The sequence below is a fragment of the Kineococcus lubricus genome (genome assembly GCF_050871965.1).
In the GTDB taxonomy this organism is placed as follows: domain Bacteria; phylum Actinomycetota; class Actinomycetes; order Actinomycetales; family Kineococcaceae; genus Kineococcus.
Window position 1 is genome coordinate 116,281 of the sequence record NZ_JBJLSK010000014.1, and the last position, 26,551, is coordinate 142,831.

Annotated in this window: 28 protein-coding genes and 3 pseudogenes; 12 read left to right on the plus strand and 19 right to left on the minus strand. The window is 73.6% G+C overall.

The features are described 5' to 3' along the window. Window positions 1-3: 3 nt before the first annotated feature. On the minus strand, window positions 4-858 hold the full coding sequence (locus ACRYRX_RS12605) for a CPBP family intramembrane glutamic endopeptidase (protein ID WP_432512279.1): 855 nt from the start codon (window positions 856-858) through the stop codon (window positions 4-6). A 640-nt stretch (window positions 859-1,498) separates the two neighbouring features. Between ACRYRX_RS12605 and ACRYRX_RS12610 the strand changes: the two genes are divergently transcribed. Continuing rightward, window positions 1,499-1,720: a hypothetical protein gene (locus ACRYRX_RS12610; protein WP_432512280.1), complete on the plus strand. Its 222-nt coding sequence runs from the start codon at window positions 1,499-1,501 to the stop codon at window positions 1,718-1,720. 456 nt (window positions 1,721-2,176) lie between these two features. Here the strand turns inward: ACRYRX_RS12610 and ACRYRX_RS12615 are convergent, their stop codons facing one another. Then, entirely contained in the window at window positions 2,177-3,394 is a 1,218-nt protein-coding gene (locus ACRYRX_RS12615; RefSeq protein ID WP_432512281.1) for an ROK family transcriptional regulator, read from the minus strand. Between the two features lie 105 nt (window positions 3,395-3,499). Here ACRYRX_RS12615 and ACRYRX_RS12620 point away from each other — a divergent pair, with 105 nt between their 5' ends. The 3 genes from ACRYRX_RS12620 to ACRYRX_RS12630 all read left to right on the plus strand — a co-directional run bounded on the left by ACRYRX_RS12620 (window position 3,500) and on the right by ACRYRX_RS12630 (window position 7,258). Continuing rightward, entirely contained in the window at window positions 3,500-5,047 is a 1,548-nt protein-coding gene (locus ACRYRX_RS12620) for a sugar ABC transporter ATP-binding protein (RefSeq protein WP_432512282.1), read from the plus strand. Then, window positions 5,044-6,120 carry an ABC transporter permease gene (locus ACRYRX_RS12625; RefSeq protein ID WP_432512283.1) on the plus strand — a complete coding sequence of 359 codons (1,077 nt, stop codon included), beginning with the start codon at window positions 5,044-5,046 and terminating at the stop codon, window positions 6,118-6,120. The genes ACRYRX_RS12620 and ACRYRX_RS12625 overlap by 4 nt, the downstream gene beginning before the upstream one ends. 82 nt (window positions 6,121-6,202) lie before the next feature. Then, window positions 6,203-7,258 (plus strand): substrate-binding domain-containing protein, encoded by a 1,056-nt coding sequence (locus ACRYRX_RS12630; RefSeq protein WP_432512284.1) that lies wholly within the window; start codon window positions 6,203-6,205, stop codon window positions 7,256-7,258. Window positions 7,259-8,284: 1,026 nt separating this feature from the next. Here ACRYRX_RS12630 and ACRYRX_RS12635 read toward each other — a convergent pair. From ACRYRX_RS12635 to ACRYRX_RS12665, 7 genes are all read right to left on the minus strand, one after another. Beyond that, window positions 8,285-9,271, minus strand: a complete 987-nt coding sequence (locus tag ACRYRX_RS12635; RefSeq protein WP_432512285.1) for a hypothetical protein — start codon at window positions 9,269-9,271, stop codon at window positions 8,285-8,287. Between the two features lie 275 nt (window positions 9,272-9,546). Beyond that, window positions 9,547-10,800, minus strand: a complete 1,254-nt coding sequence (locus ACRYRX_RS12640) for a winged helix DNA-binding domain-containing protein (RefSeq protein ID WP_432512286.1) — start codon at window positions 10,798-10,800, stop codon at window positions 9,547-9,549. A 55-nt stretch (window positions 10,801-10,855) separates the two neighbouring features. Beyond that, entirely contained in the window at window positions 10,856-11,368 is a 513-nt protein-coding gene (locus ACRYRX_RS12645; RefSeq protein WP_432512287.1) for a VOC family protein, read from the minus strand. A gap of 95 nt (window positions 11,369-11,463) precedes the next feature. Then, entirely contained in the window at window positions 11,464-12,108 is a 645-nt protein-coding gene (locus ACRYRX_RS12650) for a TetR/AcrR family transcriptional regulator (protein WP_432512288.1), read from the minus strand. Window positions 12,109-12,265: 157 nt separating this feature from the next. Next, window positions 12,266-12,667 (minus strand): hypothetical protein, encoded by a 402-nt coding sequence (locus tag ACRYRX_RS12655; protein WP_432512289.1) that lies wholly within the window; start codon window positions 12,665-12,667, stop codon window positions 12,266-12,268. A 44-nt stretch (window positions 12,668-12,711) separates the two neighbouring features. Then, window positions 12,712-13,224, minus strand: a complete 513-nt coding sequence (locus ACRYRX_RS12660; RefSeq protein ID WP_432512290.1) for a type II toxin-antitoxin system VapC family toxin — start codon at window positions 13,222-13,224, stop codon at window positions 12,712-12,714. Continuing rightward, window positions 13,224-13,682 carry a type II toxin-antitoxin system Phd/YefM family antitoxin gene (locus ACRYRX_RS12665; RefSeq protein ID WP_432512291.1) on the minus strand — a complete coding sequence of 153 codons (459 nt, stop codon included), beginning with the start codon at window positions 13,680-13,682 and terminating at the stop codon, window positions 13,224-13,226. The genes ACRYRX_RS12660 and ACRYRX_RS12665 overlap by 1 nt, the downstream gene beginning before the upstream one ends. Before the next feature lie 628 nt (window positions 13,683-14,310). Between ACRYRX_RS12665 and ACRYRX_RS12670 the strand changes: the two genes are divergently transcribed. Then, entirely contained in the window at window positions 14,311-14,664 is a 354-nt protein-coding gene (locus tag ACRYRX_RS12670; RefSeq protein ID WP_432512292.1) for a hypothetical protein, read from the plus strand. Window positions 14,665-14,801: 137 nt separating this feature from the next. Next, on the plus strand, window positions 14,802-15,059 hold the full coding sequence (locus ACRYRX_RS12675; protein ID WP_432512293.1) for a hypothetical protein: 258 nt from the start codon (window positions 14,802-14,804) through the stop codon (window positions 15,057-15,059). Window positions 15,060-15,327: 268 nt separating this feature from the next. Here ACRYRX_RS12675 and ACRYRX_RS12680 read toward each other — a convergent pair. The 3 genes and pseudogenes from ACRYRX_RS12680 to ACRYRX_RS12690 form a co-directional block, all read right to left on the minus strand. Next, window positions 15,328-15,405: pseudogene (locus tag ACRYRX_RS12680) on the minus strand (Fic family protein); the annotation flags it as partial. Between the two features lie 101 nt (window positions 15,406-15,506). After that, window positions 15,507-15,722: pseudogene (locus ACRYRX_RS12685) on the minus strand (hypothetical protein); the annotation flags it as partial. Between the two features lie 34 nt (window positions 15,723-15,756). Then, window positions 15,757-16,656 (minus strand): alpha/beta hydrolase family protein, encoded by a 900-nt coding sequence (locus tag ACRYRX_RS12690; RefSeq protein WP_432512294.1) that lies wholly within the window; start codon window positions 16,654-16,656, stop codon window positions 15,757-15,759. A gap of 193 nt (window positions 16,657-16,849) precedes the next feature. Between ACRYRX_RS12690 and ACRYRX_RS12695 the strand changes: the two genes are divergently transcribed. The 4 genes and pseudogenes from ACRYRX_RS12695 to ACRYRX_RS12710 all read left to right on the plus strand — a co-directional run bounded on the left by ACRYRX_RS12695 (window position 16,850) and on the right by ACRYRX_RS12710 (window position 19,074). Beyond that, window positions 16,850-17,470 (plus strand): TetR/AcrR family transcriptional regulator, encoded by a 621-nt coding sequence (locus ACRYRX_RS12695; protein ID WP_432512295.1) that lies wholly within the window; start codon window positions 16,850-16,852, stop codon window positions 17,468-17,470. Window positions 17,471-17,611: 141 nt separating this feature from the next. Then, window positions 17,612-17,866 (plus strand): hypothetical protein, encoded by a 255-nt coding sequence (locus ACRYRX_RS12700; protein WP_432512296.1) that lies wholly within the window; start codon window positions 17,612-17,614, stop codon window positions 17,864-17,866. A 45-nt stretch (window positions 17,867-17,911) separates the two neighbouring features. Next, window positions 17,912-18,385, plus strand: a pseudogene (locus ACRYRX_RS12705) (DEAD/DEAH box helicase family protein); the annotation flags it as partial. Between the two features lie 71 nt (window positions 18,386-18,456). Continuing rightward, a complete protein-coding gene (locus ACRYRX_RS12710; protein ID WP_432512297.1) occupies window positions 18,457-19,074 on the plus strand; it encodes a hypothetical protein in 618 nt (205 codons plus the stop codon). Window positions 19,075-19,081: 7 nt separating this feature from the next. Here the strand turns inward: ACRYRX_RS12710 and moeB are convergent, their stop codons facing one another. From moeB to thiO, 4 genes are read right to left on the minus strand one after another with little or no spacing between them, the layout of a single operon-like run. Next, the gene (gene moeB, locus ACRYRX_RS12715; RefSeq protein ID WP_432512298.1) at window positions 19,082-20,242 is read right to left on the minus strand and encodes a molybdopterin-synthase adenylyltransferase MoeB; all 1,161 of its coding nucleotides are present in this window, start codon (window positions 20,240-20,242) and stop codon (window positions 19,082-19,084) included. Then, on the minus strand, window positions 20,239-21,066 hold the full coding sequence (locus tag ACRYRX_RS12720) for a thiazole synthase (protein WP_432512299.1): 828 nt from the start codon (window positions 21,064-21,066) through the stop codon (window positions 20,239-20,241). The genes moeB and ACRYRX_RS12720 overlap by 4 nt, the downstream gene beginning before the upstream one ends. Continuing rightward, entirely contained in the window at window positions 21,063-21,299 is a 237-nt protein-coding gene (thiS, locus tag ACRYRX_RS12725) for a sulfur carrier protein ThiS (RefSeq protein WP_432512300.1), read from the minus strand. Before thiS ends, ACRYRX_RS12720 begins: the two co-directional genes overlap by 4 nt. After that, window positions 21,296-22,513, minus strand: coding sequence for a glycine oxidase ThiO (thiO, locus tag ACRYRX_RS12730; protein ID WP_432512301.1), 1,218 nt, complete (start codon window positions 22,511-22,513; stop codon window positions 21,296-21,298). Before thiO ends, thiS begins: the two co-directional genes overlap by 4 nt. 163 nt (window positions 22,514-22,676) lie before the next feature. Between thiO and thiE the strand changes: the two genes are divergently transcribed. Next, window positions 22,677-23,354 carry a thiamine phosphate synthase gene (gene thiE / locus ACRYRX_RS12735; RefSeq protein ID WP_432512302.1) on the plus strand — a complete coding sequence of 226 codons (678 nt, stop codon included), beginning with the start codon at window positions 22,677-22,679 and terminating at the stop codon, window positions 23,352-23,354. A gap of 51 nt (window positions 23,355-23,405) precedes the next feature. Beyond that, the gene (locus ACRYRX_RS12740; RefSeq protein ID WP_432512303.1) at window positions 23,406-24,716 is read left to right on the plus strand and encodes an MFS transporter; all 1,311 of its coding nucleotides are present in this window, start codon (window positions 23,406-23,408) and stop codon (window positions 24,714-24,716) included. Between the two features lie 14 nt (window positions 24,717-24,730). Here the strand turns inward: ACRYRX_RS12740 and ACRYRX_RS12745 are convergent, their stop codons facing one another. The 3 genes from ACRYRX_RS12745 to ACRYRX_RS12755 all read right to left on the minus strand — a co-directional run. Next, window positions 24,731-25,480 carry a FadR/GntR family transcriptional regulator gene (locus ACRYRX_RS12745; RefSeq protein WP_432512304.1) on the minus strand — a complete coding sequence of 250 codons (750 nt, stop codon included), beginning with the start codon at window positions 25,478-25,480 and terminating at the stop codon, window positions 24,731-24,733. A gap of 26 nt (window positions 25,481-25,506) precedes the next feature. Next, window positions 25,507-26,271, minus strand: a complete 765-nt coding sequence (locus tag ACRYRX_RS12750) for an SDR family NAD(P)-dependent oxidoreductase (RefSeq protein WP_432512305.1) — start codon at window positions 26,269-26,271, stop codon at window positions 25,507-25,509. Further along, window positions 26,268-26,551: phosphogluconate dehydrogenase C-terminal domain-containing protein (locus ACRYRX_RS12755; protein ID WP_432512306.1), on the minus strand; the 284-nt coding region annotated here is incomplete at its 5' end. The genes ACRYRX_RS12755 and ACRYRX_RS12750, both read right to left, overlap by 4 nt.

The following is a 26,551-nucleotide window of genomic DNA, read 5'->3' on the forward strand; positions in this document are numbered from 1 at the left end:
AGACTACGCAGCCGGAGCGGTGAGGGGAGCGTGCCCGCCCCCGGTCGCTGACGCGTCCAGGAACGCGGGGCGCCAAACCCGGGCCCAGCGCAGCAGGACCACGGCGGCGATGACGACGACACCCAGTGTGGCGAACCCGGTCTCACCGGCGACCAGCGCCAGACTGGTCGGCGTCGTGGTGACCACAGCGGCGAACCCGGCCTCGAAGGTCGAGTTGGCCACCGTGTGCCCCACCGCCGGTGCCCAGACGCTCGCGGAGCGGTCCCACAGCCAGGCGTAGAAGATGCCGGCAGCCGTGATCGTCAACACCGCGACCGTCGCCGCGACCCATCGCGGTCCCACGGCGTCGTACGTCGTCGCCACCAGGATCAGCGGCAGGTGCATGAGGGCGTGGGCGAAGCCGCTCACGAGAGCGGCACGCCGCTTCCCGGTGAGCTGCTGGAGGCGGGGCAGTACGAACCCCCGGAAGCCGATCTCCTCGCTGGCCAGGAACACGAGCGCGGAGAGGAGGTTGACGGCGGTGGTGAGGACGAAGTCGCCGGCGGTGAAGCCCGTGAGGTGCAGGGGGCGGAGCCGGCCGGCGCCGAGCAGCAGCGCAGTGCCGAAGGCCCCGGCGCACAGCACCAGCGGCACGCCGAGCGCCGCGCCCCAGGTGCGTGCTCCAGACCGGTGGAGCCCGAAGCCGCGCCAGAGCTCCCGGCGGGTGCCCCGGGGAAACATCGTGAACGTCAGGATCGCGACGGCTGTCGCCGGCGCGAGGGTGGTGAGGAGGAGGTTGAGGTTGGCGTGGGGGAGGGCGACGGCGATGAGCAGGGCCAGGGCGTAGGTGAGGGCGGTGAAGGTGAGGACTTCGCGCATCGGAGCGCGGCTCCTGCGGTCGTTCTCGATCATCTGCATGGCTCGAGCTTCGTGTCCCGCCGCCGTCCGCGCGTCTGGCTGCAGACCCCTGTCCGCTCCCTCTGCAGACTCATCCGACGCCGCTCAGGACCTGCGTCGGCGCCTGAGCTCGTGCCTCCTGCGGCGGTGACGGCTCCGCGTCTGCCTGCTCCGGCCCGACGGCGATGGGTCCCGACACGCTCACCACAGGCGCCCGGCGCGCTGCGCGTCATCGGACTGCGGACCGAGGAAGCCGAGGCCGTCTCGACCTGCAGTGCCGGATCGCCCGTGGCCGGCCGGGAGGTGCGGGCACCGGGTCGCGGGCGGGGAGGTGTTCGAGGCCCCTGCCGCTGGAGGAGATCCCTGTTCCCCTCCGCCCGGTGGTTCGTGGTTTCCCGGCGCGTCCTTCGCGCCCCCGGCGTCGGCGTCGAGTCCCAGGACGTGCCGCTCGCTCCGGCGGTGGACGAGACGTCGACGACGGGCTGGTCACCGGCAGGATCGGGGCGTCACCAGGGAGGTCGGGACCGGCCGGCTCGCGGGATGACCGTGAGGTCCAGCACCGCCCTGTCCTGGGGGCAGCACGGGTCTCTCGACGCGAACAGCACGCGGTAGACGGGTCATCGTGTCGAGCCCCGAGGAGCCGCTGACCCGTCAGCAGCGGTTCGCGCTACGAGCCATCTGCATCGCGGGCTCCCTGATGGCGCTCCTGTCGCTCGTCAGCCTGATCCTGCTGTGGTCTGGCGGGACGACCCGCGGCCAAGTCGTCGACGCTCTCCTCGTGGTCTGCGGCGTCACGATGACGGTGATCAGCGGTCGGCGTCTGCGAGCCGCTGCCAGGGGTTGATCGCGCCTCGACCACCAGGTTCGTCGATCTTCCGCACACCGGCAGATCAGTGAGGTCGCCAACCGCCTGCGACAGCGCGCACGACGCGGGAGGACCGTGCGGTCGGCGGGACGGCTCGTGAGAACGTCACGCACCGCCCCTCCGTGAACGGCGCGACACCGCCGTGAGCGGTACGTCGGGGTCCTCGCTCGATGCGTTGAACGTCGGCTGCCGGCCCGTACCGCCAGTCCTCGACGCGCGTCCAGCCGTGCCGGGCCAGGGCGTCGTCGAGCTCGCCACGGCTCCAGGGCGAGCGCACCGGCACCATGCCGTTGCCGAGACGTTGGACGGATCTCGTGGGACTCGGACAGGTCGTTCGAGGACGGACAGCGGCGTTCGGCGGCCGTGAGCAGTCTCTCCCGCCTCGACCGGGGAGACGCCGTTCTCCGGGTTCGATCGGCGGTGCGACCACCTCGATCACCGGCGCTCGCGGTCCCCGCGCGTCGCGCGCGTGATGCCGTTCAGCAACGCCCCCGCCATCAGCTGCTCGAGGACCACCGCACTCGCCCCCACGACCCCTGCCCGGGTCCCGGCGCGGCTGGCGACGATCCGCAGGTGCTGCGTGGCGGGATCGGGTGGGCGCCGGTGGACGGTTTCCCGCACCCCGGCCAGCAGGTGGTCGCCGGCGGTGGCGAGGCTGCCGCCGACGACGATGACGGAGGGGTTGAGCAGGCTGACGCACCCGGCCAGGACGCGGCCGATCGAGCGGCCGGCGTCGCGCACCGCAGCCACGGCGTCGGGCGCCCCGGCCGATGCGAGGGCCGCGACGTCGGAGCTGGACCGCGTGGGGAACCCGGCGGCGGCGAGCGTGGCGGCGACGGCACGGCCGCCGGCCACCGCTTCGAGGCAGCCGCTGCTGCCGCAGCGGCACGGGACGTCGGGTCCGCCGGGGACGGCGATGTGGCCGAGGTCCCCGGCCGTGCCCTGGGCCCCCCGGACGAGGCGCCCGTCGGTGATGATCCCGGCGCCTATGCCGGTGGCGACCTTCACGAAGAGGAGGTGGTCGACGTGGGGGCTGGTGGTGACGTGCTCGCCCACGGCCATGGTGTTGACGTCGTTGTCGACGACGACGGGAACGTTCCCGAGCCGCGACCGCAGCCCGCCCCCGACGTCGGCGTCGTGCCAGCCCGGCATGATCGGCGGGTGGGTGGGGCGGCCGGTGGTGTGGTCCACCGGGCCGGGCAGACCGATGCCGACACCGGCGACCTCGCCGAGCGCCCGGCCCGAGGACGTCAGCAACTGCTGCGCGACCTCGGCGACCAGGTCGAGCACCGCCCGCGGTCCCTCCGCGACGGACACGGGACGGCGCTCCTCGGTGAGGACGGTCGCGGCGAGGTCGGTGAGGGCCACCCGGACGCGGGTCGCCCCGAGGTCGATCGCCAGCACCACCCGGGCCGCGGGGTTGAAGGCGAACGTCGCGGGTGGTCGCCCGCCCGTCGAGGCCGCCCCTCCGACGTGGGACACCAGGCGAGCGGCGACGAGCCGGTCGATGCGCTGGGAGACGGTCGACCGGGACTGGCCGGTGAGCCGCCCGAGTTCGGCCCGGGTGCGGGGGCGTCCGTCGCGCAGCAACTGCAGGGTGGAACTGAGGCCGTCGACCTCGTTCCTGCCGTTGCCCCCGTCGTGGCCGGACATGGCGGACAGTGAACCACCGGTTCCGGCGCACCGACGACCCGTGACGCCGAACCGTGACCGACTTCTGGTTGACGACCGGCGGAAGGTGCTCCTAGCTTCCTCTGCATGGTCGACGCTGACCGCCCGGGAGCCCCTGCGCTCCCCAGTTCCACCGCCCCCTTGCTCGCGGTCCGGGGCATCGTCAAGGAGTTCTCCGGCGTCCGCGCGCTCGACGGAGTGGACCTCGACGTGCACCCGGGGGAGGTGCACTGCCTGCTGGGCCAGAACGGCGCCGGCAAGTCCACGCTCATCAAGGTCCTGGCCGGTGCGCACCGGCCGACGAGCGGAACCGTGGAGTGGCAGGGGCGCGAGGTGCGCCCCACGTCACCGATCGACGCGCTGCGCAGCGGCATCGCCACGATGTACCAGGAACTGGACGTGGTCGGCGGCCTCACCGTGGCCGAGAACGTGTTCCTGGGTCACGAACTCTCCCGGGGCGGGATCACCCGTCGCCACGCGCTGCACCAGAGGACGCGGGAACTCCTCGACCGGCTCGGTCACGGCCGCCTGTCGCCCGGCCGCGAGGTGGGTTCCCTGTCCGCCGCCGACCAGCAGATCGTCAGCATGGCGCGGGCGCTGTCCCACGACGCCCGCCTCATCGTCATGGACGAACCCTCCGCGGTGCTGGACTCCGAGGAGGTCGGCAACCTGTTCCGGGTCGTCCGGCAGCTGACCGCCGACGGCGTGGCCGTCCTGTACATCTCGCACCGGCTGGAGGAGATCCGCCAGATCGGTGACCGCATCACCGTCCTGAAGGACGGCCGCACCGTCGCCACCGGGCTGCCCGTCGCGGGGACGCAGACCGCCGACCTGATCCGGCTCATGACCGGGCGGACCGTGCAGCGCGCGTTCCCCGCCCGGCCACCGGTGCCCGCCGACGCCGCCCCGTTGCTCGAGGTGCGCGACCTCGCCCTGCGCGGGGTGTTCTCCGACGTCTCGTTCACGGTCCGCGCGGGGGAGGTGGTGGGCCTGGCGGGGCTGGTCGGGTCGGGCCGGTCGGAGATCCTGGAGACCGTCTACGGGGCGCGCCGGGCCACCGCGGGGGAGGTGCTCGTCGGCGGTCGCCCGCTGCGCCCCGGGTCGGTCCCGGCGGCCGTGCGTGCCGGGGTCGGGCTGGCGCCGGAGGAGCGCAAGGCGCAGGGCCTGCTGCTCGACGAACCCGTCTACCGCAACATCACCCTGTCGACGTTCGGGCGGTTCGCCCGCGGACCGGTGCTGGACGAGCGGTCCGAGCGCGCGGTCGCGCGCGAGCAGATCGAGGCCATGGACCTGCGGCCGGCCGACCCGGACCGGCCCGTGCGGACCCTGTCCGGCGGCAACCAGCAGAAGGCGATGCTGGCTCGCTGGCTCGTCCACGGGTGCCGCGTCCTGCTGCTGGACGAACCCACGCGGGGCGTCGACGTGGGGGCCCGCGCCGAGATGTACGCGCTGGTGAACTCCCTCTCGCGCGCGGGGAACGCCGTCGTCGTGGTCTCCAGCGAGATCGAGGAGGTGCTCGGCCTGTCCGACCACGTCCTGGTCCTCGCCGAGGGCCGCGTCGTGCACAGCGGACCGGCCGCGCAGATCGACGAGCACCGGGTGCTCGACCTCGTCATGGAAGGAAGTGCCGCGTGAGCGAGCAGCTGCCGCCGCTGTCCACCGCGGGGAGCGTCCCCCCAGATCCCGACCACCCCGCGCCGCTGCAGCGGTCCGGGTCCCGGCCGGGTGGTCCGGCGGGGCGTCGCCCGGGCCTGCCCGGTCGTGGCCTGGGACGCGACGTCGGCCTCGTCGTGGCCCTCGCCGCTCTGTGCGTCGTCGGCGTGGCGACCGCGGGGGACCGGTTCGCCAGCGTCGACAACGTGCTGACCATCCTCCGCCTGGCCGCCGTCTACGGGGTCCTGGCCGTCGGCATGACGTTCGTCATCACCGGCGGCGGGATCGACCTGTCCGTCGGGTCGGTGCTGGGCCTGGCCTCGGTGTGGGCCTCCACGCTGGCGACGCAGACGATGGCCCAGGAAACCCACTGGCTGGTCATGGTGAGCACGGCACTGCTGGTGGGCACGGCCTGCGGGGTGGTGAACGGGGTGCTCATCGCCTACGGGAAGGTCGTCGCGTTCATCGCGACGCTGGCGATGCTCGTCGCCGCCCGCGGCCTCGCGGAGATCATCGCGAACCGGCGGACCCAGGTGGTGAACGTGCGCTCGTTCCTCGACGTGTTCCGGGGTGACGTGCTCGGCGTCCCCGTGCTCGTCTGGCTGTTCGCGCTCGTCGCGCTGGCCGGGTGGTTCCTGCTGAACCGCACGACGTTCGGCCGCCGCACCGTCGCCGTGGGCGGCAACCCGGAGGCCGCCCGGCTGGCCGGGATCAAGGTGCAGCGGCACACCACGTACCTGTACGCCCTGTCCGGGCTCACGGCGGGCATCGCCGCGGTGATGATGCTGGCCCGCACCACCGCCGGGTCGTCGACGAACGGCCAGCTGTACGAGCTGGACGCCATCGCCATGGTGGTGGTCGGGGGAACCCTGCTGGCCGGGGGGAGAGGCACCATCGTCGGCACGGTGTTCGGGGTGCTGATCTTCTCCACCCTGACGAACGTGTTCGTCCAGAACGACCTGTCCACCTCGGTGCAGGCCATCGCCAAGGGCGCCATCATCGTGGTGGCCGTGCTGCTGCAGCAGCGCCTCGCCGTCCGCTCCCGCAGTTCCTGAGCCGCGACCGTCCCCGAGAGACCGCCTGGACCGCTCGTCCCGTCGCACCACCCGTGAGGACCGAGGAACCGAAGGAGCTTCCATGTCCACGCACCGCACCGGCCTGCGCCGCCGGCTCGTCACCGCCGGCGCCGCCGCGGCCACCGTCACCCTGCTGACGGCCTGCACGTCGAACACCCCCGAGGAACCAGAGGACGCCCCGTCCGCTCCCGCGGCCGCGGCCGGCGTCAACGACGAGCCCGGCGACTCCGTCGTCATCGGGTTCTCCGCCCCGGCCGCCGACCACGGCTGGATGGGCGCCATCACCAAGGCCGCCCAGGCCGAGGCCGACCGGTACGAGGACGTGGAACTGCGCGTCGCCGAGGGCACCAACGACGTCAACCTGCAGATCAGCCAGGTCGAGCAGTTCATCAACGACGGCGTCGACGCCATCGTCCTGCTCCCCTACGACGGGGCCGCCCTCACCGAGGTCGCCACCCGGGCCATGGAGGCGGGCATCCCCGTCGTCAACGTCGACCGGGAGTTCTCCAGCCGTTTCGCCGCCCGCACCACCGTCCTGGGGGACAACTACGGCATGGGTGTCTCAGCCGGCACCTACATCTGCGAGCAGGTCGGCGACAACCCCTCCGCCGTCGTCGCCGAGATCGCCGGCATCGACTCCCTGCCCCTGACGCAGGACCGCAGCAAGGGCTTCTCCGACGCCCTGTCCGACTGCGGCCTCGACGTGGACAACCGCGTCGCCGCGGACTTCACCGTCCAGGGCGGTCAGGCGGCCGCGGCCAACCTCCTGCAGGCCGCACCGAAGATCGACGCCCTGTGGAACCACGACGACGACCAGGGCGTCGGGGTCATGGCGGCGATCTCCGAGGCCGGTCGCGACGAGTTCATCATGGTCGGGGGCGCCGGGTCGGCCAACGTGATGCGCGAGATCCAGGCCGGCGACTCGGTGCTCAAGGCCACCGTCGTCTACCCGTCCACCCAGGCCGCCGACGGGATTCGGCTGGCCCGGCTGATCCTGCAGGACAAGGCCATGACCGACCTCGTCGAGGTGCAGGTTCCCCGCACCGTCCAGCTCTACGCGCCCGTGGTGACGGCCGACAACGTCGAGGAGTACCTGCCGACCGCGTTCGAGTCCTGACCGGGCCCGCAGGTCGGAGGTCGTCCCGAGGGGGAGGCGGAACCGGCCGCGCGCCCGGTCGGGGCCGCCACCGACGCGGCCCGTCGTGACGTCGCGGCCGGATCAGCTCACACCCGGCACGTCGCCGTCGAGCGGGGTGCAGTCAGGCGTACAGCCGCGGCCCTCCCTGGACGTGCGGAGATGGTCCGTGCGGGGGAACCTCCCAGCGGGGCCGGCGCTGGACGGGTACCGCGGCGCGGTCGCGTCGCTGCACCTGAACGGCACGCACGTCGGCGACCTCGCCACGGAGGTCGAGCGCACGCGCGCGGGCCCCCTGCTCCGGTGTCAGGAGAAGACCTGGCTCCTCCGACACGGCTGGACGGCAGCCGTGACCCGTCCAGGAGGACCACGCACCCTGGACCTGCATCGTCGAGCTCCCGGAGGACCGCACCACCTGGGCCTCGCCCGATGGTGGTGCGGACCACCGGGTGCGGTGGCTCGAAGGCGGTGGACGATGCGGTGCCTGGGTTCGGTACGGGATCGTTGAGGACGTCGGTGCCCGCACGGGCGGCAGCCGGTAGACGCTGCTGAGCCGATCCGCGGTCGGCTCGCACCCCGACACCGGTAGGACCGCGCGAGGTGAGCCGCTGACGGCTCCCTGCGCCTCAGCGTCCTCAGATGCCCTCTGGACGCCACGACGGCTGTCGAGGCCGGGTCCAAACCGCCGTGCCGAAGGCGGAGGCGAGGCCGGCGATCACCGCCCCGACCACCGTTGAGATCCATCCGTGCACCGACACGGGCAGGTGGAACATCTTGACGAGCACGGCGGCAGCGAGGACCCCCAGAGCCCGCAGTGCGGCAGCGACGGCGAACCTGCGTGGGCACGTCCGGCGGGTCGCCTTGGCCTGCTCGTCCTGGCCGTGCCGGGTGCGCGATGTCGCTCGCTCGTCGACACTCGCGGACGTCTCGGCCGGCCACAGCCGCGCGCTGAGCGCGGGATGACCGTGAAGTCGACAGCCGGAGACGGGGCTCAGGCGGGCCCCGCGGTCACGTCTGCTCGGCGTCGTGCTCGAGGTGGTTGAGGCCGTCTTGACCGGCGGCTTCGAAGCCGGGCCAGTCAAAGCGACGCACTGCATCGGCACGACGCTGGTAGTCGTCCTCATCGATCGCGACCAGCCACTCCGGCCCCATGACGCCGTCATGCTGGAAGACGCCCTGGACGTCGACCCAGTCCACGCAGGCGTGCTTCTCTCCGCTGCTGGTGACCCTGCCCGGGTGGCCCGGTTGCAGGGCCAGCAGCTCGGCGACGTGGTCGTCGCCGACGAAGCGAACTGGCGTCCCCGGGGGGAAGGCTTCACCACCGGTGATCCACAGGTCTTCGGACCAGGCGGCCATCGCCTGCTCGTCCTGCCAGGGGAAACCGGCCCAGCCCGAGCTCCGCAACCGCTCGTTGGCGTGCTGGTGCTCCTGCTCGGTGATCAGCTCCAGCCAGTCGTGGTCAAGGCGGCCGTTGTACTGCAGAACTTCGGGCACGTCGGTCCAGTCGATGACGGCATGGGCCTCATCGGCAGCGATGAGCAGCCCGGTGTGACCCGGTTGCAGGTGCAGCCGGCCGGCGATGACGTCGGGGCCGCGCCAGCGCACGTAACTGCAGATGGGAAGGCGGTCCAGGCGGTGGTAGGGGTGTGGCTCGGCCCGCCACGCTGCGAGGAAGTCCTGGTCGTCGATGGGGAAACCGAGCCAGCCGGAGGCGCGCAACTGCTCAACGGCGTGGTGGTGCTCCCGCTCGGAGACGACCTCCAGCCAGTTGGCCTGCAGATGGCCGTGGTGCTGGCGGATGCCACCGGTGTCCGGGTGGACGTCGGCCCAGTTGATGAGCGTGTGCTCCTCGTCTCCGTAGACGAGGAAGCCGGGATGAGCGGGTTGCAGGTGCAGTCGGCGGGCGACGTCGTCGGGGCCGCACCAGCGGATGTAGAGGTGGTGGGTCCACTCATCCAGGCGTGGGTGGGTGCAAGGGTTCGGTGTGTCGTTCACCGGTGGTCTCCTTGCCGCCTAAGCCTGGTCGGGTAGCGGGCGCTACCGCTCACCAGGAGGGCGACTTGATCAAGGTAGCTGGGACGGCAGGCAGGGAACCAGCTTGACCTCGGGCATCGATACGACCGTGACGTCGCGGGGCGTCCGCGACAGCGCACAACGCGGGATGACCGTGCGTTCGGGCTCCGTGGAGGTCTAGACACCGTGCGCCACACGGGGTGGTCCAGTGCGATGCGCAGCGTGGTGCAGCTGTGACTGCACCTGGCGTGGTGACGTCACGGACCAGGCAGAGGGCGGTGGAAGGTGGTGCGCAGCACCCGGCCGTCCAGCCAGGTGGTGACCTCGCCGGCCTTGTGCCGCAACGCGCGTTCGGCGGTGGTGGATAGGGGGACGTGGGGCTGCACGATGACAGCGCCATCGCTCTGCTGACTCCAGGTGCCGACGATCCGCCCGCTCCACCACGCGGTCGGTAGCCCGTTGCCGGCGCGGTCGTACACCGTGGCCGCGGTGGCGGTATCGACGTGGAAAGCGCGCCCTTTCCAGCCCATCGTGGTGGGGTCCAGAGCCGGTAGCAGCGCGGCCCACGGTCGCGGGGGCTGGACCTCATCGACGTCGTCGGGGTGCAGCCACGCCTGAGACCCGTCCTGCAGGTTCACTTCGACGGCACCCACGTCCACGAGCGCGCGACGGACGGCGGTCTTGGTGGCTCCCAACCACCAGGTGAGGTCGGTTTCGGTGCCGGGCCCGTAGGACCACAACCAGCGGCGCACCAACTCGGCGTACCCCTGGGCCTCTGGCAAGGTCTCGCTGTAGGGAGCGGTGCGGGTCGCAGCGCGGGCGGCGTCGGTCGACCCGTCGATCCACGTCTGCAGGGGAGTCCAGAGGGGCCGGGAGGTGGTCCAGTCCCCCTGGTTGTCCCCGCGGACGACCTGCCCGGTAGCGGCCAGGACGGTCAAGACGCGGGAGGCGAGTGGTGCCGGCGGGGCGGTGGGAGCTTCTGGTCGCGGTAGCCGCAGCGCGAGCAGGGGGAGCTCTTCGCGCAGCTGCCGGGTGCTGGCCGATGAGGCCTGCAACCGGGTGAGCACCTGCGCGCACGCTCGCTCCACCCACCGCGACGCGGCGGCGACGTCGTCGGCCACGCCGCCAGTGACCAGGCTGCGGGCCAGCAGCGCCTGCTGCTGGGTGGCGACTCGTGCGGCGGCGCTGCCGCGCACAGCGGGTAGCAGGTCCCGGGGAACGGCGAAGACGGTGCGGCGCATGGCCATCTGCTTGACGATGCTGCGGTCGCGGTAGAGCACATCCTCGACCTCCTCGCGGGTGGCGCCGCAACGCGCCCACGCCGACAGGTACACGCTGACGGCTTCGGTGGCGTGCAGAACCACCACCGATCGAGCGGCCGCCACCACGTCTCCCTGTGCCAGCTCTGCCTCAGCGGCAAGGGCATGGCGCAGACCGAGACGGGCCCGTCGTTCGCCGTCGCTGACTGTGCGCAACGGCGACGCCGCGGTCGGCGCGATCGGTGTAGTCATGACCGGACCAGGGGCGGGAGTCAGGGCCAGGGCGGGCAGCGCAGTCACGGGCCGGTCAGGAGGCGGGGGCGATGCCGAAGATCCAGGTGACGCCGAAGCGATCGGTGAGCATCCCGTAGGCCGGGGCCCAGTCCGCCGGGGCCAGCGCCTGGATGACGGTGCCTCCCACAGCCAGCTTCTCCCACAGCTCACCGGCCTCGGCCAGCGTGTCGCTGTTCAGCAGGAGGAACGAGGACTCGGTGTGGGTCAGACCGCCGCCGGCGCGGGTGACGCTGTACTCGCGTCCGGCGCCGGCCAGACCGCCACCGCCGGCCCCGAACACGTCGTAGGCAGCCAGGCGTAGGCCGTTGTCGGCAGCGAGCATGCCGAACGCCAGGTGCTCAGCGTCGGGCGCGGAGGAGTCCACGGGAGTGAATACGGCCCGCTCGGAGGTCGCCGAGTCCCGGGGAACGCCGACCTGGGCGTAGGTCGCGGCCATCACCTGCCCGCCGAAGACGGACTGGTAGAAGGTCAGGGCCTCACGGGCGTTGCCGCGGAAGTTCAGGTGGGCGGTGGCAGTGATGGACACGGTGGGTCTCCTGCTCTGGGTGAGGGTGGGGAGGGGCGGCTGGTCGCGCACAGGAGAAGTGCGGAGCTGGTCCGGTGACGCTCGCGGTGGGGACGTCAACGGTTGCCGCGCATCGCGGGCAGGACGATGCCGTCGATCATGGCGAGGCTGAAGTCGTGGGTGATGGGCTGGCGGGTGACCGCGCGAGCCAGGCACATCATCGGCATCACCTGAGCCAGGGCGTGGACGTCGGTGGGGGGGTACTCCCCGCGCTGCACCGCCCGGTGCAGCAGCAGTTCGACCGCTTCAGCCCAGGCACCGACCCCGGCCGTCGCCGCGGCCTGCCCCAGGCGGGGGTCTTCGGTCAAGGCCAGGGAAGCGACTCCGGCCAGGATGCGTAGGCGGTACTCCTGCTCCTGTTCGTCCTGCGGCAGGACCATCGCGACCAGGTCACCGCGCAGAGTGCCGGTGTCTGGGAGACGGTCCAGGCCGGCGTCGTCCCGGCTGAGGTGTCGCACTGCCTGCAGCACCAGGTCGGCCTTGGTGGGCCAACGTCGGTAGATCGTGGCGCGAGCTGCGCCGACTCGGGTGGCGACTTTGTCGATGGTCAACCCGTCGTAACCGGACTCGGCCAAGACCGACAGCGTCCCTTCCAGGATGGAGATGTCCCGGGAGTTGTCTCGGGGACGACCTCCCCGCCCACGAGGAGCGTTCACCCCCGGGTGATTGGTGCTGCCGGCTCGCGGTGTCGGCTGGGGCATGACATTTACGATATCCCTCAGTATCGATACGGGCAAGTATTGAGTCAGGTCGTTAGGTGCTACCTCGCGACTCTCGACATGTCAGGACGTCCGACGCCAGCCCCGATCGCGCGCTGAGCGCGGGATGACCGCGACGTTGGCCGCACCGCACCGCAGCTCAGCGGGTCAGCCGCGCTCGGATCGCGGGGCTGACGTCCAGGTCGTGCGGCAGCGCCGCCAGCTCGCCGGCCTCGATGCTCACCCCGTGCTCCTGGGCGATGCCCGCCAGGTAGGCCCAGTGCAGCGCCGCCTCCTCCTCGTAGGAACGTCCCTCGGGCGGCTCATCGGGCCCGACCACCATGCGCGCGGTCTGGGCCAGACCTCCTAGCGACTCGTAGGACCAGATGTCGCTGGGGCCGCTGGTGGACCAGCCGCGGTCGTCGAGCAGGGTCAGCCGCCGTCCATCGGCGAGTTCGAGCTCGTGCAGCGCCGAGATGGAGGAGCGGTGGTCGTTGTTGAACTCCGCTCCTGCCGCCTCGTTGATGTCGATGGAGGTGATCAGTCGCCTGGCGTCGGACACACCCGCAGCCTTGCTCATGCTGGGCCGCCGCGGGCACCTCGGGCTCAACCCGCGGACCGCGGGATGACCGTGCGTTCCTCGCGCCCCGTCATGAGCACGCCATCGCCGGTGCCGGGTCTCTCCTGCGGTGCGGTGATGGTGAACGGGGTGACGGCGATGAGGCCGGACACGTCCTGGAAGTCGCTCAGGTTGCTGGTCACCAGTTCGAGGTCGAAGGCGTGCGCGGTCGCGGCGAGGTAGGCGTCGACGACCTGGATGCGGAGCTGCTTCTTCGTCCCGCCAGCCGCCAAGATGGTCGCGGCCACCTGTCCGTAGGCGTTCACGACGGTGTCGTCCACGGGGAGGGCGTTCGGCCACAGGCGCCGCGCGATGGTGAAGTCGGTGAGGCGCTGCTGCTGAGCCGGCCCGGAGGCCACGGCGATGCCGAAGCGCAGTTCCGCGAACGTCATCTGCGAGACGTAGGTGGGCTGGTTGGGGTCGATGCTGAACGCTGACCCGGCCGGAGCACGCAGGATGTCGATGAGGACGTTCGTGTCCAGGAGGTATCCAGCGGTCACTACTGGTTGGACCTCTCCTGGGCGATCTGCTGGGTGAGGTCACCCAGTCGTGGGCCGCGAGGGGCGACCTCGTGGCGGTGGGCGGTCGTCCGCTCGCGGGCGGCGTGAGCGTCCGTCGCGGAGCTCGAGTCGTCGTGCTGGCTCGGCTGCGCAGCCTCGGTGTCGGGCTCGTGGTCGCGTCCTGCGTAGGGATCGCGCGCGACCGGGTCGAGCGTCTCGGCCACCTGACGGTCGAACTCGGGGTGGTCGAAAGGGCCAGCGATGGAGTTGAGGCTGGCGGCGGCGCTGAGGGGGACGCCGCTGAAGGCGCGCAGGCGGTCGGGGACGGGGGCGATGGGCGTGATGCGGGCGACAGGCCGTCCGTGGTTGGTGATCGTGTAGCCCTCGCCCGCGTCTTCCAGCTCCCGCAAGATGCGCGCGTACTCGTTGCGCAGCTCGCGGGCGGTGATGGTCTTCATGCCAGCCAGTGTAGCCAGTTCTGGCTACACTGGCTGGATCCGGAGCGCGGGTCGTTGCGAGATCCCCGTCCTGCTGTCGAGGTCATCGGCGGGGAGGGGTCCGTATCAGCCTGGCCGGGCAGCATCGACCTTCGTGACGCAGGTCGCGATCTCGCGCCTCCCGCCAGATGAGCGAAGTCGCCAGACGCCAGAGACAGCGCCCACAACGCGGGATGACCGTGAGGTCGGTGAAGACGCCAGACTGCTGAGATGGCAGGTCACTCCGACGTAGAGCTGCAAGCCGCCCTGGACGCCGCTGACGCGGCCTCGACCCAGCCCGATGACCAGGCCCCCGCTGACGAGTGGGAGAAGTGGATGGAGCTGCAGGGGGCGGCGAGCACGGTGGCGGGTTGCGTGCAGATCGTCGTAGGAGGAGGGCAGCTGGATCGAGAGGCCGTCGCTGAGGCCGGACTCCTGTTCGACGGCCTTCACCGGATGGGGTGGCGTCCAGAGGAAACCGCAGCGTGGCGTCGGGTGCGGGACCTACTGCTGTCCAGGTGATTACGCTGATGGCGGGATGACCGGAATTCGCGGTAACGCGGTGCGGTCTTGCGGGTGGAGCAGGCACAGTGATCCGGTGATGGATCCGATGCCCACGCTGGAGGACCTGGTTTGGCTCTTCGAGAGCGAGCCGGTCTACCCCTTCGGCGTCGACGACGCGCCGTGGCCCTACGTCTGCGTCCGCTTCGCTCTGACTCGTGGATCCACCCGTGTGGAACTGGAGGTCGAACCAGCCTCTGAGCTGGTCAAGCTGTCGCTGAACTCGGACGGTGGTGAGCTGGTGGGGCTGGAGCTGCACCAGGTGCGGTCGCTGGTGGTGGAGAAGCGGGCGGGACAGGAGCTGCTGGGCCTCGTCTTCGACGAGCAGCTACCGGTCGACGGCTTGTGGCTGCAGACCAAGCCTTCCTTGTCGGTGACCTGGCGCACCGGGGCGGGCGAGTAGACGCACCCGGCTCGTGGGATGACCGTGAGGTCGTTGACGTGACTCCAGTACCGATCGGTCCTCTGAGGCACCCGAACGGCGGCCCGAGCGATGACGCAGGGTCTCGCTCCGAGCGAAGTGGCTGCGGTTCTTCCTGCGTGAGACGTCCCCGCCTGACGACCCTGCTCGCCGTGACGGGCGTCCTGCTCGTCCTGATCGGTATCGCTCTGCTCGCCTCCAGCCCGTACGCGGCGTTCGGCTGGTACGACATCAACGACGGCTCGATCCCCGTCGAGGCCCTGGGGGACCTGGCCGTGATGACCTCCCGGCAGTACCGGGGCGGTCAGCTGGCCACTCTGGGGCTGGTCGTAGTGGCCGGCGCCGTCGGGTACGCCTTAGGCCGCCGGCGTCGCTGAGCGCAGGAGCGGCGAGCGACTCTCCGCGCTCTCACCACGGCTGCGATGTCGTCGGTCACCAACGGCCGCCCGGATCGCGGGATGACCGTGAGGTCGCGTTCGCTCCTCCGGCGGCACGGGGTGGTGGGTCCTACCCGAGGTGCCGGCTGATCACCCTCGCCAGTTCCGCGGCGTCGAGGTCCCCGGCGGCCACAGCCTGCACCATCTGCTCGGCCTCGTCGACGTCCATGACCAGGTCGGTGCCGTTGAGCAGGCAGAAGACGCGGGTCGCGGACCAGGCCAGGGGCTTGTTGCCGTCGACCAGCGGGTGGTTGCGGGCCAGGGAGTGCAGCAGGGCAGCGGCTTTGTCGGCGAGGGTGGGGACACCTCGTCTCTCAGCGAATTCTCGTAGCCGACGAACTCCACCTCGTCAGCGAGGACGGCACCGGCCTCGCTGAAGCCGCAACCCACCGCCACGCGGTGGGAGTGCTCGTTGCCCGGCTCGGTGCGGATGACTGCCGTCCGGGCCGGGGTGCTGGCCGCGAGCCCGTCGCACACCAGCAGCACCGCTCGTGCGGCCAGCCCACGTCCTCGCCAGGCGGGGAAGACGGCGCAGGAGAGGTTGACCCGCTCCGGAGCACCGTCGAGCAGGCCGAGGTCGGCCTCGCGGCCCGGGCGGGGGATTCCGCCCGGGCCGCAGCAGGCCCGGGGCCGCCGGTCAGGAGCAGTTGGTGCTGCGGTACTCGCTGATGGCGATGCTGGTCCCCGGTGCGGGGCAGAGGAACTGCGTGTAACGGGTGTCGTCGTCGACGTAGCGCTTGAGCCAGCTGATGCTGTACTTCGCGATCGTCGTGTTGGAGCTGTTCGGGGCGAAGTGGCTGGCCCCCCGCAGTTCCAGGTAGGCCTTGTCGGTGGCGGTGGGGATGGAGCCGTAGAACGGCTCGGAGTGCGAGGCCACCGGCGCCGTGGAGTCGTTCTGCGCGCCGATGATCAGCGTGGGGGTGCTGATCTCGGGCCAGGTCTTGTCCAGGTTCCACGGCGTCAGCGGGATGGCGGCCTTGATGGCGGGGTTGTCCTTGACCGCTTCCAGGGTCCCGCCGCCGCCCATGGAGTGGCCCATGACCGCCAGGCGGCTCGCGTCGATGCGCGCCCGGACGCTGCTGCGGCTGGTCAGGTAGGTCAGCGCGGCCTGGATCTGGTCCCCGCGGGAGGCCGGCTGGTCGTAGCGGCTGTCGGTGTCGATGGTGAACACCACGAAACCCTGGGAGGCCAGGCGCGGCCCGTACCAGGACATGCTCGACTGGCTGGCGGTGTACCCGGGGGCGATCACCACGGCGCCGAAGGTGCCTGCGCTGGTGGTGGTGGGGTAGTAGATCGTGCCGCCGCCGAAGCCGGTCGCGGCGAGGTTCGACACGCTCGTGGTGGAGACCGCGAAGGAACCGCGCGTCGCCTCGATCGAACTGGTGGTGGGCGCCGGGCCGCGTTCGTAGGGGTTGCCGGCGGCGTGGGCCGGTGCGGCGCCGACGACGAGGGGAACGGCGACGGCGGCGGCGGCCAGGGAGGCGCGGAACCCCTGGGCGGTGCGGCGGCGGGACGGCTGCGTGGAGGTGTTCGACATCGAGCGGCTCTCCGGGGGGACGTGCTGCGGTGGTGGGGGTTGCCGGGGCGGGGGTGCGCGCGGGCCCGCGACTGCGCCGGCTGCCGCGCGGGGTCCCCGTCCTCGTGCGGCCCAACGTAGCCATGGCCTGACCGACTGGTCAAGCAACTCCGGGAGCACTGGGCCGCGGCCGCCGGCCGTTACCCTCGCGCCCGTGGCGGACACCGACGACGAGGGCACCGAGCGGGTCGACGGCCGGCGGCTGCGCTACCGGCACCGCCGCGAGGAACTGCTGCAGGCGGCCACCGAGCACGCCCTCGCCCACGGCCCCGCCCGGTTGTCGCTGCGGCGGATCGCCGACAGCGCCGGCGTCAGCCACGCCGCGCTGCTGCACCACTTCGGCACCCGCGAGAACCTCGTCGCCGAGATCGTGGAACGGGTCCTGGACCGCGCCTTCACCGCGCCGCGGGTCCTCGCCGGCGAGCACGTGCCCGACGAGGAGGGCGGCCCGCTGCGCGCCCTGTGGCGGCGGGCCACCACCGGCGAGGGCGAGGCCTACGTGCGGCTGTTCCTCGCCGTCACCGGCGGCGCCCTGCACGACGAGGCCCTGGCCGGCCCGGTGCGCCGCTCGCTGCGGCGGCGCACCGAGGTGCTCGAGGCCGGCCTGCTGCGGGCCGGCTGCCCGCCCGCGCGGGCCGGGGCGCTCGCGACGCTGGTGATGGGCACCCTGCGCGGCCTGGTGGTGGACCGGCTCGTCACCGGTGACACCGCGCGGGTGGACGCCGCGTTCGAGGCCTTCGTCCGCGGCCTGGAGCGGCAGCGCGAGCAGTGGTGAGCCGGGGGACGTGACGCACGAGACAGCGCCGCCGGGTCACGGGAGCGGCCCGCCCGCTGTTGCACAGAGGGCGGGAGAACCGCCGGCCCTCCGTCCGAGCGATCCCGCGATCCCGACCGGCACGACCAGTGAGGCACGCGCATGACCCCTCCCGTCCACCAGCTGTGGCACCGCGTCGAGCGCGGGCGCAGCCACCCGACGACCGCCGCCCGGCTGCCGGACCTGCACCGGCTCACCCGCCGGGACCTCGACGACCCCGCGTTCCGGGCCGCGACGGTCGTCGCCCTCGCTGGTCTGGGCACCGACCGGCTCACTGCCCTGCTCGACCTGCGCCACGCCCTGGACAGCGGCGCCGTGGACGAGTGGGCCACCGCCTGGGCGCACGAGACCATCTGACCGGTCCGGACCGCCCCCGCCCGCCGGGTCGCTAGCGTCCGCCGGGTGATCGTCTGGATCAACGGCACCCACGGGGCGGGCGAGACCACGGCCGCCGCGCTCGTGCAGCCGCTGCTGCCCGACGCGCGCGTGTTCGACGCCGAGAAGGTCGGCGAAACCCTCGTGGACATCACCCCCGGCCTGCCGGCGACCGGGAACTCCCGCACCGGCCGCCGTGGCGGCCGCTCGTCGTCGAGACCGCCCGCCCCGTCCTGGAGCACGTCGGCGGGACCCTGGTGGTGCCGATGACCGTCCTCGTCGAGGAGTACCGGCGGGAGATCGACGCGGGCCCGGCACGGGATCGGCGTCCGGCACGTCGTCCTGCACGCCGACGAGGCGACCCTGCGCCGGCGCATCGAGGGTGACGAGGTCATCGGCCCGTCCACGTTCCGCCTCGCCCACCTCCAGCCCTACGCCGGGGTGACCTCCTCCCGGCACCGGCGATCGAGCCGGACGTGGGGGCGCGGTCCCGCTGGGGTGGGCCGGGGGGAGGAGCGGGCCGGGGACGTGCGGGGGATCCCCGACCGGGGGACGGCGCCGACGATGGCGGGGTGAGTGAACTCCCCCTCCCGACGTCCGACGACCACCGGCACGACCCCGGCGCGCAGGCCGCGGCGGCGCTGCGGGAGGCGCTGCGGCGCCTCGGGGCGGGCGGCCCCGCCCGCACCAGCCTCGTGGTGGACTCCTCCGGCACCCGCGCCGCCCTGCGCTCGGCCTGGCCCGGGAACCGCCTGGTCGCCCTGGCCGCCCACGTGTTCTCCCGCGTCCCTGCCCGCGTCGAACTGCACGGAACGCTCGACCTGGCCGGTCGCCGCGCCCGGTTCGCCGGCCGGTACGTCTCGGTGGTCCAGATCGGTTCCCGGGCGTGGAGCGGTCGCCCGGGCCGGGGGCTGGACACCCTCGCACCGGAGACCCCCTCCGCCCGGTACGCCCCGCTGGAGGTGCTCGACCGGCTGGCCGCGAGCGAGGACGTCACCCCCGGCGACGACGGCCGGCACCTCGTCGTCACCACGCCGGGCCCCACCCGCGTCGACGTCCGGCTGGACGAGGCCGGGAACCTGCGGGAGGTCCGCTACCCCGTGGGGCGGGACGTCACCACCGTGGTCGTCCACGGGGCCGCCGCCGACGCGGGCGGCGGCGCGTGGGACCGGCTCCCCACCCTCGACTGACCGGGGCTCAGCCCGCGCCGGGCAGGCCGGCCGCGCTCCACGCGGCGACCCCGCCGCGCAGGTGCACGGCGTCGGGGTGCCCCGCGGCGAGGACGGCGCGCAGCGCGCGCGCCGACCGCGTCCCCCCGGCGCAGTGCAGCACCAGCGGCCGGGCCGGGTCGAAACGGCCCGGGTCGGCCAGCACCTCCGCCAGCGGGACCAGCACCGAGCCCGGCAGGGCGTGCGCGGCGTGCTCGTCGGGTTCGCGGACGTCCACCAGGGTGAAGTCGTCGCGGCCCGCGTCCCGCTCCCGCAACCGGTGCGCGAGCGCGGCGGCGTCCACCTCCGGCAGGGCCCCCGGCTCCCCGGCGGGGTCGGGGGAGGGTTCCCGGTCCGGGGCGCCGTCGACGGGTTCGACGGCGGTGACCGGCGCGCGCCGCGGGTCGGGGTTCAGGCGCAGCGGGCGCCACGTCATCGCCAGCGCGTCGTGCACGAGCACCCGGCCCAGCAGGCCGTCCCCGGCGCCGGTGAGGAGTTTCAGCGCCTCGGTGACCATCACCGCCCCGACCGCGCCGCACACCGCCCCCAGCACCCCGGCCTGCCCGCAGGACGGGACGGTCCCCGGGGGCGGAGGGGTCGGGAACAGGTCGCGGTAGGTGGGCCCGTGCCCGTCCCAGAACACCGCGACCTGCCCGTCGAAGCGCAGGACCGAACCCCACACCCAGGGCCGCCCGGCCAGGACGCAGGCGTCGTTCACGAGGTACCGCGTGGCGAAGTTGTCCGAGCCGTCCAGCACCAGGTCGTACCCGGCGACGACGTCCTGCGCGTTCTGCGCGGTGAGGCGCTCGCGGTGGCGGACCACCCGCACCAGCGGGTTCGCGCGCGCCACCGCGTCGGCGGCGCTGTCGACCTTCGCCCGGCCGACGTCGCCGGTGCCGTGCAGGACCTGCCGGTGCAGGTTCGACGCGTCGACGACGTCGTCGTCGACGATCCCGAGGGTGCCCACCCCGGCCGCGGCCAGGTACAGCAGGGCGGGGGACCCCAGGCCGCCGGCGCCGACGACGAGGACCCGGGCGGCCTTCAGGCGCCGCTGGCCCAGTTCCCCGACCTGCGGCAGCAGCAGCTGGCGGGCGTAGCGGCGACGTTCGTCGGCGGTGAGTTCCGCGGCGGGTTCGACGAGGGCCTTCACGGGGCCGCCCCGAACTGCGCGAGCCCGGTCCACGTCGAGGACGCCTGCGCCAGCGCCCGCGCCGGGATGCGCCCGGCCCGGTGCGCGGCGCGCCCGGCCAGGACGGCGTGGCGCATGGCCGACCCCATCAGCTCGGGGTCCTCGGCCCGGGTGACGGCGGTGGCCAGCAGCACCGCGTCGCAGCCCAGCTCCATGGCGCGGGCGGCGTCGGAGGCGGTGCCGATGCCGGCGTCCAGGACGACGGGAACCCCGGCGCGATCGGCGATGAGGGCGATGTTGTGGGGGTTCAGGATCCCCAGGCCGGTGCCGATGGGCGCGCCCAGCGGCATCACCGCCGCGCACCCCGCCCGTTCCAGGCGCAGGGCCAGGGCGGGGTCGTCGTTGGTGTAGGCCAGGACGGTGAAACCGTCGTCGACGAGCTGCTCGGCGGCGTCCAGCAGTTCGACGGCGTCGGGCAGCAGGGTCTCCTCGTCGGCGACGACCTCCAGCTTCACCCAGTCCGTGCCCAGGGCCTCGCGGCCCAGGCGGGCGGTGAGCAGCGCCTCGCGCGCGGTGCGGCAGCCGGCGGTGTTCGGCAGCACCTGCACGCCCACCCGGTCCAGGACGTCCAGCAGGGAACCGCGGGCGGAGGGGTCCACCCGGCGCAGGGCCACGGTGGTCAGTTCGGTGCCCGACGCGCGCAGCGCCCGTTCGAGGACGTCGTGGTTGGCCGCCCCGCCGGTGCCGGTGATCAGGCGGGACCGGAACGACCGGCCGGCGATGACCAGCGGGTCGGCGACCTCCGGGGCACCGGTGGGGGAGGGGGCCGTCTCCAGCGCGCTCATCCGCCGGCCACCGCCTGCAGGACCTCCAGGCGGTCCCCGGCCGCGACGGGCGTGCGGGCCCAGCTCCCGGCGGGCACGACCTCCTCGCCCAGGGCGACGGCGGTGCCGCGCCCGTCCACGGCGGCCGGCGCGAAACGCGCCACGACGTCGGCCACGCTCGACCCCGCCGGCACCCTCAGGGGTTCGGAGTTCACGAACACCTCCACGTCCTCGACCGCAGTTCCCGACCTCACCGCACCAGCACCTCCTCGCGGGCCGCGCGCGGCGACCCGAACCGGACCGGGTCGCACACCGCGACCTCGGGAACCACGTCCTCGCCGTGGGCGAGGGCGGCGACCGCGTCGGCCGTCACCCCCGACAGCAGCACCCCGTTGCGGTGGTGCCCGGTGGCCAGCAGCAACCCCGGCACGTCGCCGGACCCGATGAGCGGCAGGTTGTCCGGCGAACCCGGCCGGCTGCGGGCCAGGACCTCCACCAGTTCCAGCTCGGCCACGGCGGGCACCAGGGCCTGCGCGTCCCGCAGCAGGTCGTGCACCGCCCCGGCCGTCACGCGCTGGTCGAAACCCCGGTCCTCACTGGTGGCGCCCACCACCAGTTCCCCGTCCTCACGGGGCACCAGGTACACCTCCCGGTCACGGACCAGCCCGCGCACGGTCCGCTGCAGGACGTGCCCGCCGGCGGGCATCCGCAGCCGCACGACCTGACCCTTCACCGGCCGCACCGGGACGTGCTCCTGGGCGCGGGCCCCGGTGGCCAGCACCACCACGTCCGCCGGGAGTTCCCCCGGGAGTTCCCCCGGCAGTTCCCCCGGCGGTTCCCCCGGCGGGTCCCCGCCGAGCAGGCGGACCCCGGCGGCCCGCCCGTCCCGCACCACCACCTCACCGCGGGCCCGGACGCGCCGGACCCCGGCGCGCGCTCCCGCGGCGAGCAGACCCGCCAGCAGCCGCCGCGGGTCGACCTGGTGGTCCCCCCGCACCAGGCTGCCCCCGCAGACGGCGGGGTCCAGGAACGGTTCGGCCCGCCGGCACTCACGGCCCGTCAGCGCCTCGACCTCCAGGCCCAGCGACCGCTGCACCTCGCGCGCCCGGGCCAGCCGGGCGCGGTCCCCGGCGTCCAGGGCGACGGCCAGGGTGCCGCAGGCGCGGTACCCGGTCGCCTCCCCCGACGCGGCGCCGACCTCGGCGGCGTAGGCGGCGAAACCGTCCGCGGCCCGCAGGCACAGCGCCAGCAGGTCCTCCTCGCCGGGGTGCAGTTCGCTGACCGGGGCCAGCATCCCCGCCGCCGCGCGCGAGGCCCCCGCCCCCTCACCGGGGTCGACGAGGACCACGCGGGAACCGCGCTGCGCCAGCCGCCACGCGCACGCCGCACCCACGACGCCGCCACCCAGCACCACGACGTCCCGCCGCCGCGCGCCGCGCGCGGTCGGCGGTTCCTCGGAGGGGACCACCCAGCACTCCCTTCGCCGGCATGACCCGGAGCAGGTTCGACGGTCGGCGAGTGCGCTCGCCCTCTCAGCCCGCGATCCCGGGCTCCCGTGGTGCGGTCACCATACCCCCGCACCCCCCGCCCGGGCCGGGCCGCCGGTCCCCGGTCCTGGCAGACTCCCCGCCGTGCCCGACACCACCCCAGCGCGGAACACCCGCGGGAACCGCGCGTCGCTGGACGCCGCCCGCCTCTACCTGTGCACCGGCGCCCGCCGCCGCGAAGGCGACCTGGAGCAGTTCCTCGACGCCGTCCTGGGCGCCGGGGTGGACGTGGTCCAGTTGCGGGAGAAGGGCCTGGAGGCCGCCGAGGAACTGGAACTGCTGGAGGTGTTCGCCGCGGCGGCCCGTCGCCACGGGCGCCTGCTGGCCGTCAACGACCGCGCCGACGTCGCCGCCGTCGCCGGCGCGCACGTCCTGCACCTGGGGCAGCGGGACCTGCCGCCCGCGGCGGCCCGGGGCCTCGTCGGCCCCGGTGCGCTCATCGGGCGCTCCACGCACTCCCCGGCGCAGTTCGACGCGGCCCTCGCCGATCCCGAGGTGGACTACGCCTGCGTGGGACCCACGTGGGCGACGCCCACCAAACCCGGTCGCGCCGCGACCGGGCTGGACCTGGTGCGCCACGCCGCCGCCGCGGTCGGTGACCGGTCGCCGTGGTTCGCCATCGGCGGGATCGACCTGTCCACGGTGGAGCAGGTCGTCGAGGCCGGCGCGCGCCGCGTCGTGGTGGTGCGCGCGCTCACCGGGGCCGACGACCCCGCCGGGGCCACCGCAGCGCTGCTGCGGCACCTGCCCGCCCCGGCCTGAGGGGGCCGCGTCGGCGGGTGGTCCCCGCGACAGGCCGTAGGCTCGCCGGGTGTGAGTGGACCCACCACCGTCTCCGAACGCCTCGACGCGTTGCCCTTCACCGCCAAGCACCGGCGCCTGCTGGTCGGCTCGGGGGTGGGCTGGGCGCTGGACGCCCTCGACGTCGGCCTCGTCGCGTACGTCCTGCTGGCGCTGCGGACCCAGTGGGACCTCAGCGCCACCGAGCAGTCCTGGATCGCCTCGATCGGGTTCGCCGGGATGGCGATCGGGGCGACGCTCGGGGGGCTGCTGGCCGACCGGATCGGGCGGCGGCAGGTGTTCGCCCTGACGCTGCTGGTGTACGGGCTGGCGACGGGCGCGGCGGCGCTGTCGTGGTCGCTGGGGGCGCTGCTGGTGTTCCGCTTCCTCGTCGGGTTGGGGCTCGGCGCCGAGCTGCCGGTCGCCTCGACGCTGGTCAGCGAGTTCGCCCCGCGCCGCATCCGGGGTCGGGTCGTGGTGCTGCTGGAGGCGTTCTGGGCCGTCGGCTGGACGGTCGCCGCGCTCATCGGGTTCCTGCTCGTCCCGACGTCCGACGACGGGTGGCGGTGGGCGCTGGCGATCGGGGCGCTGCCCGCCGTGTACGCCGTCGTCGTCCGCTGGGGCCTGCCGGAGTCGGTGCGTTTCCTGCTGGCGCGCGGGCGGACGGAGGAGGCGACGCGGGTGGTGCGCGAGTTCGAGGCCGCGGCCGGGGTCGCGTCGTCGGCTGAACTGGTCCCCGACCCCGCACCGGTCGCCACGCGCGGCATCTGGTCGCAGGGGTTGCGGCGGCGCACCACCGGGTTGTGGCTGGTGTGGTTCTTCGTGAACTTCAGCTACTACGGGGCGTTCACCTGGATCCCCAGCCTGCTCGTGGAGGACGGGTTCACCGTCGTCCGGTCGTTGCAGTTCACGCTGATCATCACGCTGGCGCAGCTGCCCGGGTACGCCCTGGCCGCGGTCCTGGTGGAGACGTGGGGGCGGCGCCGGACGCTGTCGGCGTTCCTCGTGGGGTCGGCCCTGTCGGCGCTGGCCTACGCGGGCGCCGACTCCCACGGCACGGTCCTGGCCGCGGGCATGGCGTTGTCGTTCTTCAACCTCGGCGCCTGGGGTGCGCTGTACGCGGTGACGCCGGAGGTGTACCCGACGTCGGTCCGCGGCCGGGGCGCCGGGTCCGCGGCCGGTTTCGGGCGGATCGCCTCGATCCTGGCGCCGCTGTCGGTGCCGTTCCTCGTCGGCGGCGGCGGGACGGCGCTGGTGTTCGGGGTGTTCGGGGTGGCGTTCGCGGTGGCCGCGTCGGCGAGCTTCCTGCTGCCGGAGCGGCGCGGCGAGGCGCTGGACGGGTAGCCGCCCCGCGCGGGTCAGCCCGCGGGGCGGGGTTCCCCGGCGCGTTCGACGCGGTCCCCGGCGGTGCGCATGTGGGCGTCCATCGCGGCCCCGGCCGCCGCGCCGTCGCCGGCGGCGATCGCCGCGTACACCGCCCGGTGCTCGCGGCAGGCGGTCAGCGCCTGCTCGTGGCTGCGCAGGCCGCGGTCGACCCAGACCCGCAGGAGCGAGCGCACGGTCTGCAGCAGGTCGCCCAGGACCGCGTTGCCGGCGGCCCGGGCCAGCTGGAGGTGGAACGCCGCGTCGGCCTCGACGAAGGCCCGCAGGTCCCCGGTACGGGCCTCCATCGCCTCCAGGTGACCGCGCAGCCGGTCCAGGTCCTCGGGGCCGCAGCGGGCCGCGGCCAGGGCGGCGGCGCGCACCTCGAGGGCGCCGCGCACCTCCGACAGGTGGGCGGTGTGCTCGGCGGAGAGCATCAGGCCCCAGCTGAGGGTGGTGGGCAGCAGTTCGGAGACGCTGCCGCGGATGTAGGTGCCCGAGCCGGGGCGCACCGTGACCAGCCCGAGGACCTCCAGGGCCGCGAGCGCTTCCCGCACCGCGGAACGGCCCACGCCGAGGGTCGCGGCGAGCCGGCGCTCGGGGGGCAGGCGGGACCCGGCGGGGAAGGTGCCGCCGGCGATGAGGGTCGTCATCTGGCGGGCCACCTCGGAGACGGCGGACCCGCGGGGCACGGCCCGCAGGTCCAGCTCGGCCCGGACCGGGTCGTCCGCCTTGAACGCCGGCACGGGTCAGCCCCGCCCGTCGCGGGACGTCACAGCGAGGTCATCCCGCCGTCGACGCGGAAGATCGCGCCGGTGGCGAAGGAGGACTCGTCGCCGGCCAGGTAGACCGCGATCCCCTCCACGTCGGCGGGGGTCCCGGCGCGGCCCAGCGGGGTGCGGCCCACGATCGCGGCCCGGGACCCCTCGTCACCGGAGATCGCGGTGACCAGCGGGGTCTCGGTGTAGCCGGGGACGACGGTGTTCACGCGGATGCCCTCGTGGGCGTAGGCGGCGGCGACGGTGCGCACCAGGCCGTGCACGCCGGCCTTGGAGGAGGAGTACGCGGTGAAGTCGCGGCCCTCCCCGTTCAGGCCGGTGGGGCTGCCGGTGCAGACGATCGACCCGCCGCGTCCGCGCAGCGCCCGGACGGCGTGCTTGACGGTGAGGAACGTCCCGGTGAGGTTCACCGCGAGGGTGCGCTGCCACACGGCGAGGTCCAGGTCGGCGACGGGGGCGTCCTGGCCGAACAGCTGCACCCCGGCGTTGGCGACCACCACGTCCAGGCCGCCCAGTTCGGCGAGCGCCTGCGCGTAGGCGGCGGTGACGGCGTCCTCGTCGGTGACGTCCACCTCGACCGCGAGCGCGCCGGGTCGCCCGGCCGCGGCGTCCCGGGCGCCGGGCAGGTCGCGGTCGGCGAAGACGACCCGCGCTCCCTCGGCGGCGAACCGGGTGGCGAGGGCGCGCCCGATGCCGGAGGCGGCTCCGGTCACCAGGGCCCGTTTGCCCTCCAGCCGTCCGGTGGGGGTGCCGGTCATCGCTGGATCCCCTCCAGCTTCAGCATCTTAGTGATGACGCGGTCGAGTTCGTCGTCGCGGAAGATCTTCTTCCAGTCGTCCTTGACGATGGATTCGCGGCCGTAGTCCATGGCGATGAGGCAGGCGTCGGAGAACGGGTTGGACCCGCGCAAGGTGTTGGTCAGCGCGATCTGCACGTGCCCGAACAGCATCGCCTTGGCCGCTTCCTCGGGGACCCCGGCGGTGTGGACGGTCTCGTGCAGGGCGTCCTTGAGCAGTTGCCCGATCATGCAGGCGACGG

Coding starts and splice junctions, on each gene's coding strand:
- ACRYRX_RS12605 (WP_432512279.1), bottom strand. CDS start 858: ATGCGCGAAGTCCTCACCTTCACCGCCCTCACCTACGCCCTGGCCCTG.
- ACRYRX_RS12615 (WP_432512281.1), bottom strand. CDS start 3,394: ATGTCCGGCCACGACGGGGGCAACGGCAGGAACGAGGTCGACGGCCTC.
- ACRYRX_RS12620 (WP_432512282.1), top strand. CDS start 3,500: ATGGTCGACGCTGACCGCCCGGGAGCCCCTGCGCTCCCCAGTTCCACC.
- ACRYRX_RS12630 (WP_432512284.1), top strand. CDS start 6,203: ATGTCCACGCACCGCACCGGCCTGCGCCGCCGGCTCGTCACCGCCGGC.
- ACRYRX_RS12640 (WP_432512286.1), bottom strand. CDS start 10,800: ATGACTACACCGATCGCGCCGACCGCGGCGTCGCCGTTGCGCACAGTC.
- ACRYRX_RS12650 (WP_432512288.1), bottom strand. CDS start 12,108: ATGCCCCAGCCGACACCGCGAGCCGGCAGCACCAATCACCCGGGGGTG.
- ACRYRX_RS12665 (WP_432512291.1), bottom strand. CDS start 13,682: ATGAAGACCATCACCGCCCGCGAGCTGCGCAACGAGTACGCGCGCATC.
- ACRYRX_RS12670 (WP_432512292.1), top strand. CDS start 14,311: ATGCCCACGCTGGAGGACCTGGTTTGGCTCTTCGAGAGCGAGCCGGTC.
- ACRYRX_RS12690 (WP_432512294.1), bottom strand. CDS start 16,656: ATGTCGAACACCTCCACGCAGCCGTCCCGCCGCCGCACCGCCCAGGGG.
- ACRYRX_RS12700 (WP_432512296.1), top strand. CDS start 17,612: ATGACCCCTCCCGTCCACCAGCTGTGGCACCGCGTCGAGCGCGGGCGC.
- ACRYRX_RS12720 (WP_432512299.1), bottom strand. CDS start 21,066: ATGAGCGCGCTGGAGACGGCCCCCTCCCCCACCGGTGCCCCGGAGGTC.
- ACRYRX_RS12750 (WP_432512305.1), bottom strand. CDS start 26,271: ATGACCGGCACCCCCACCGGACGGCTGGAGGGCAAACGGGCCCTGGTG.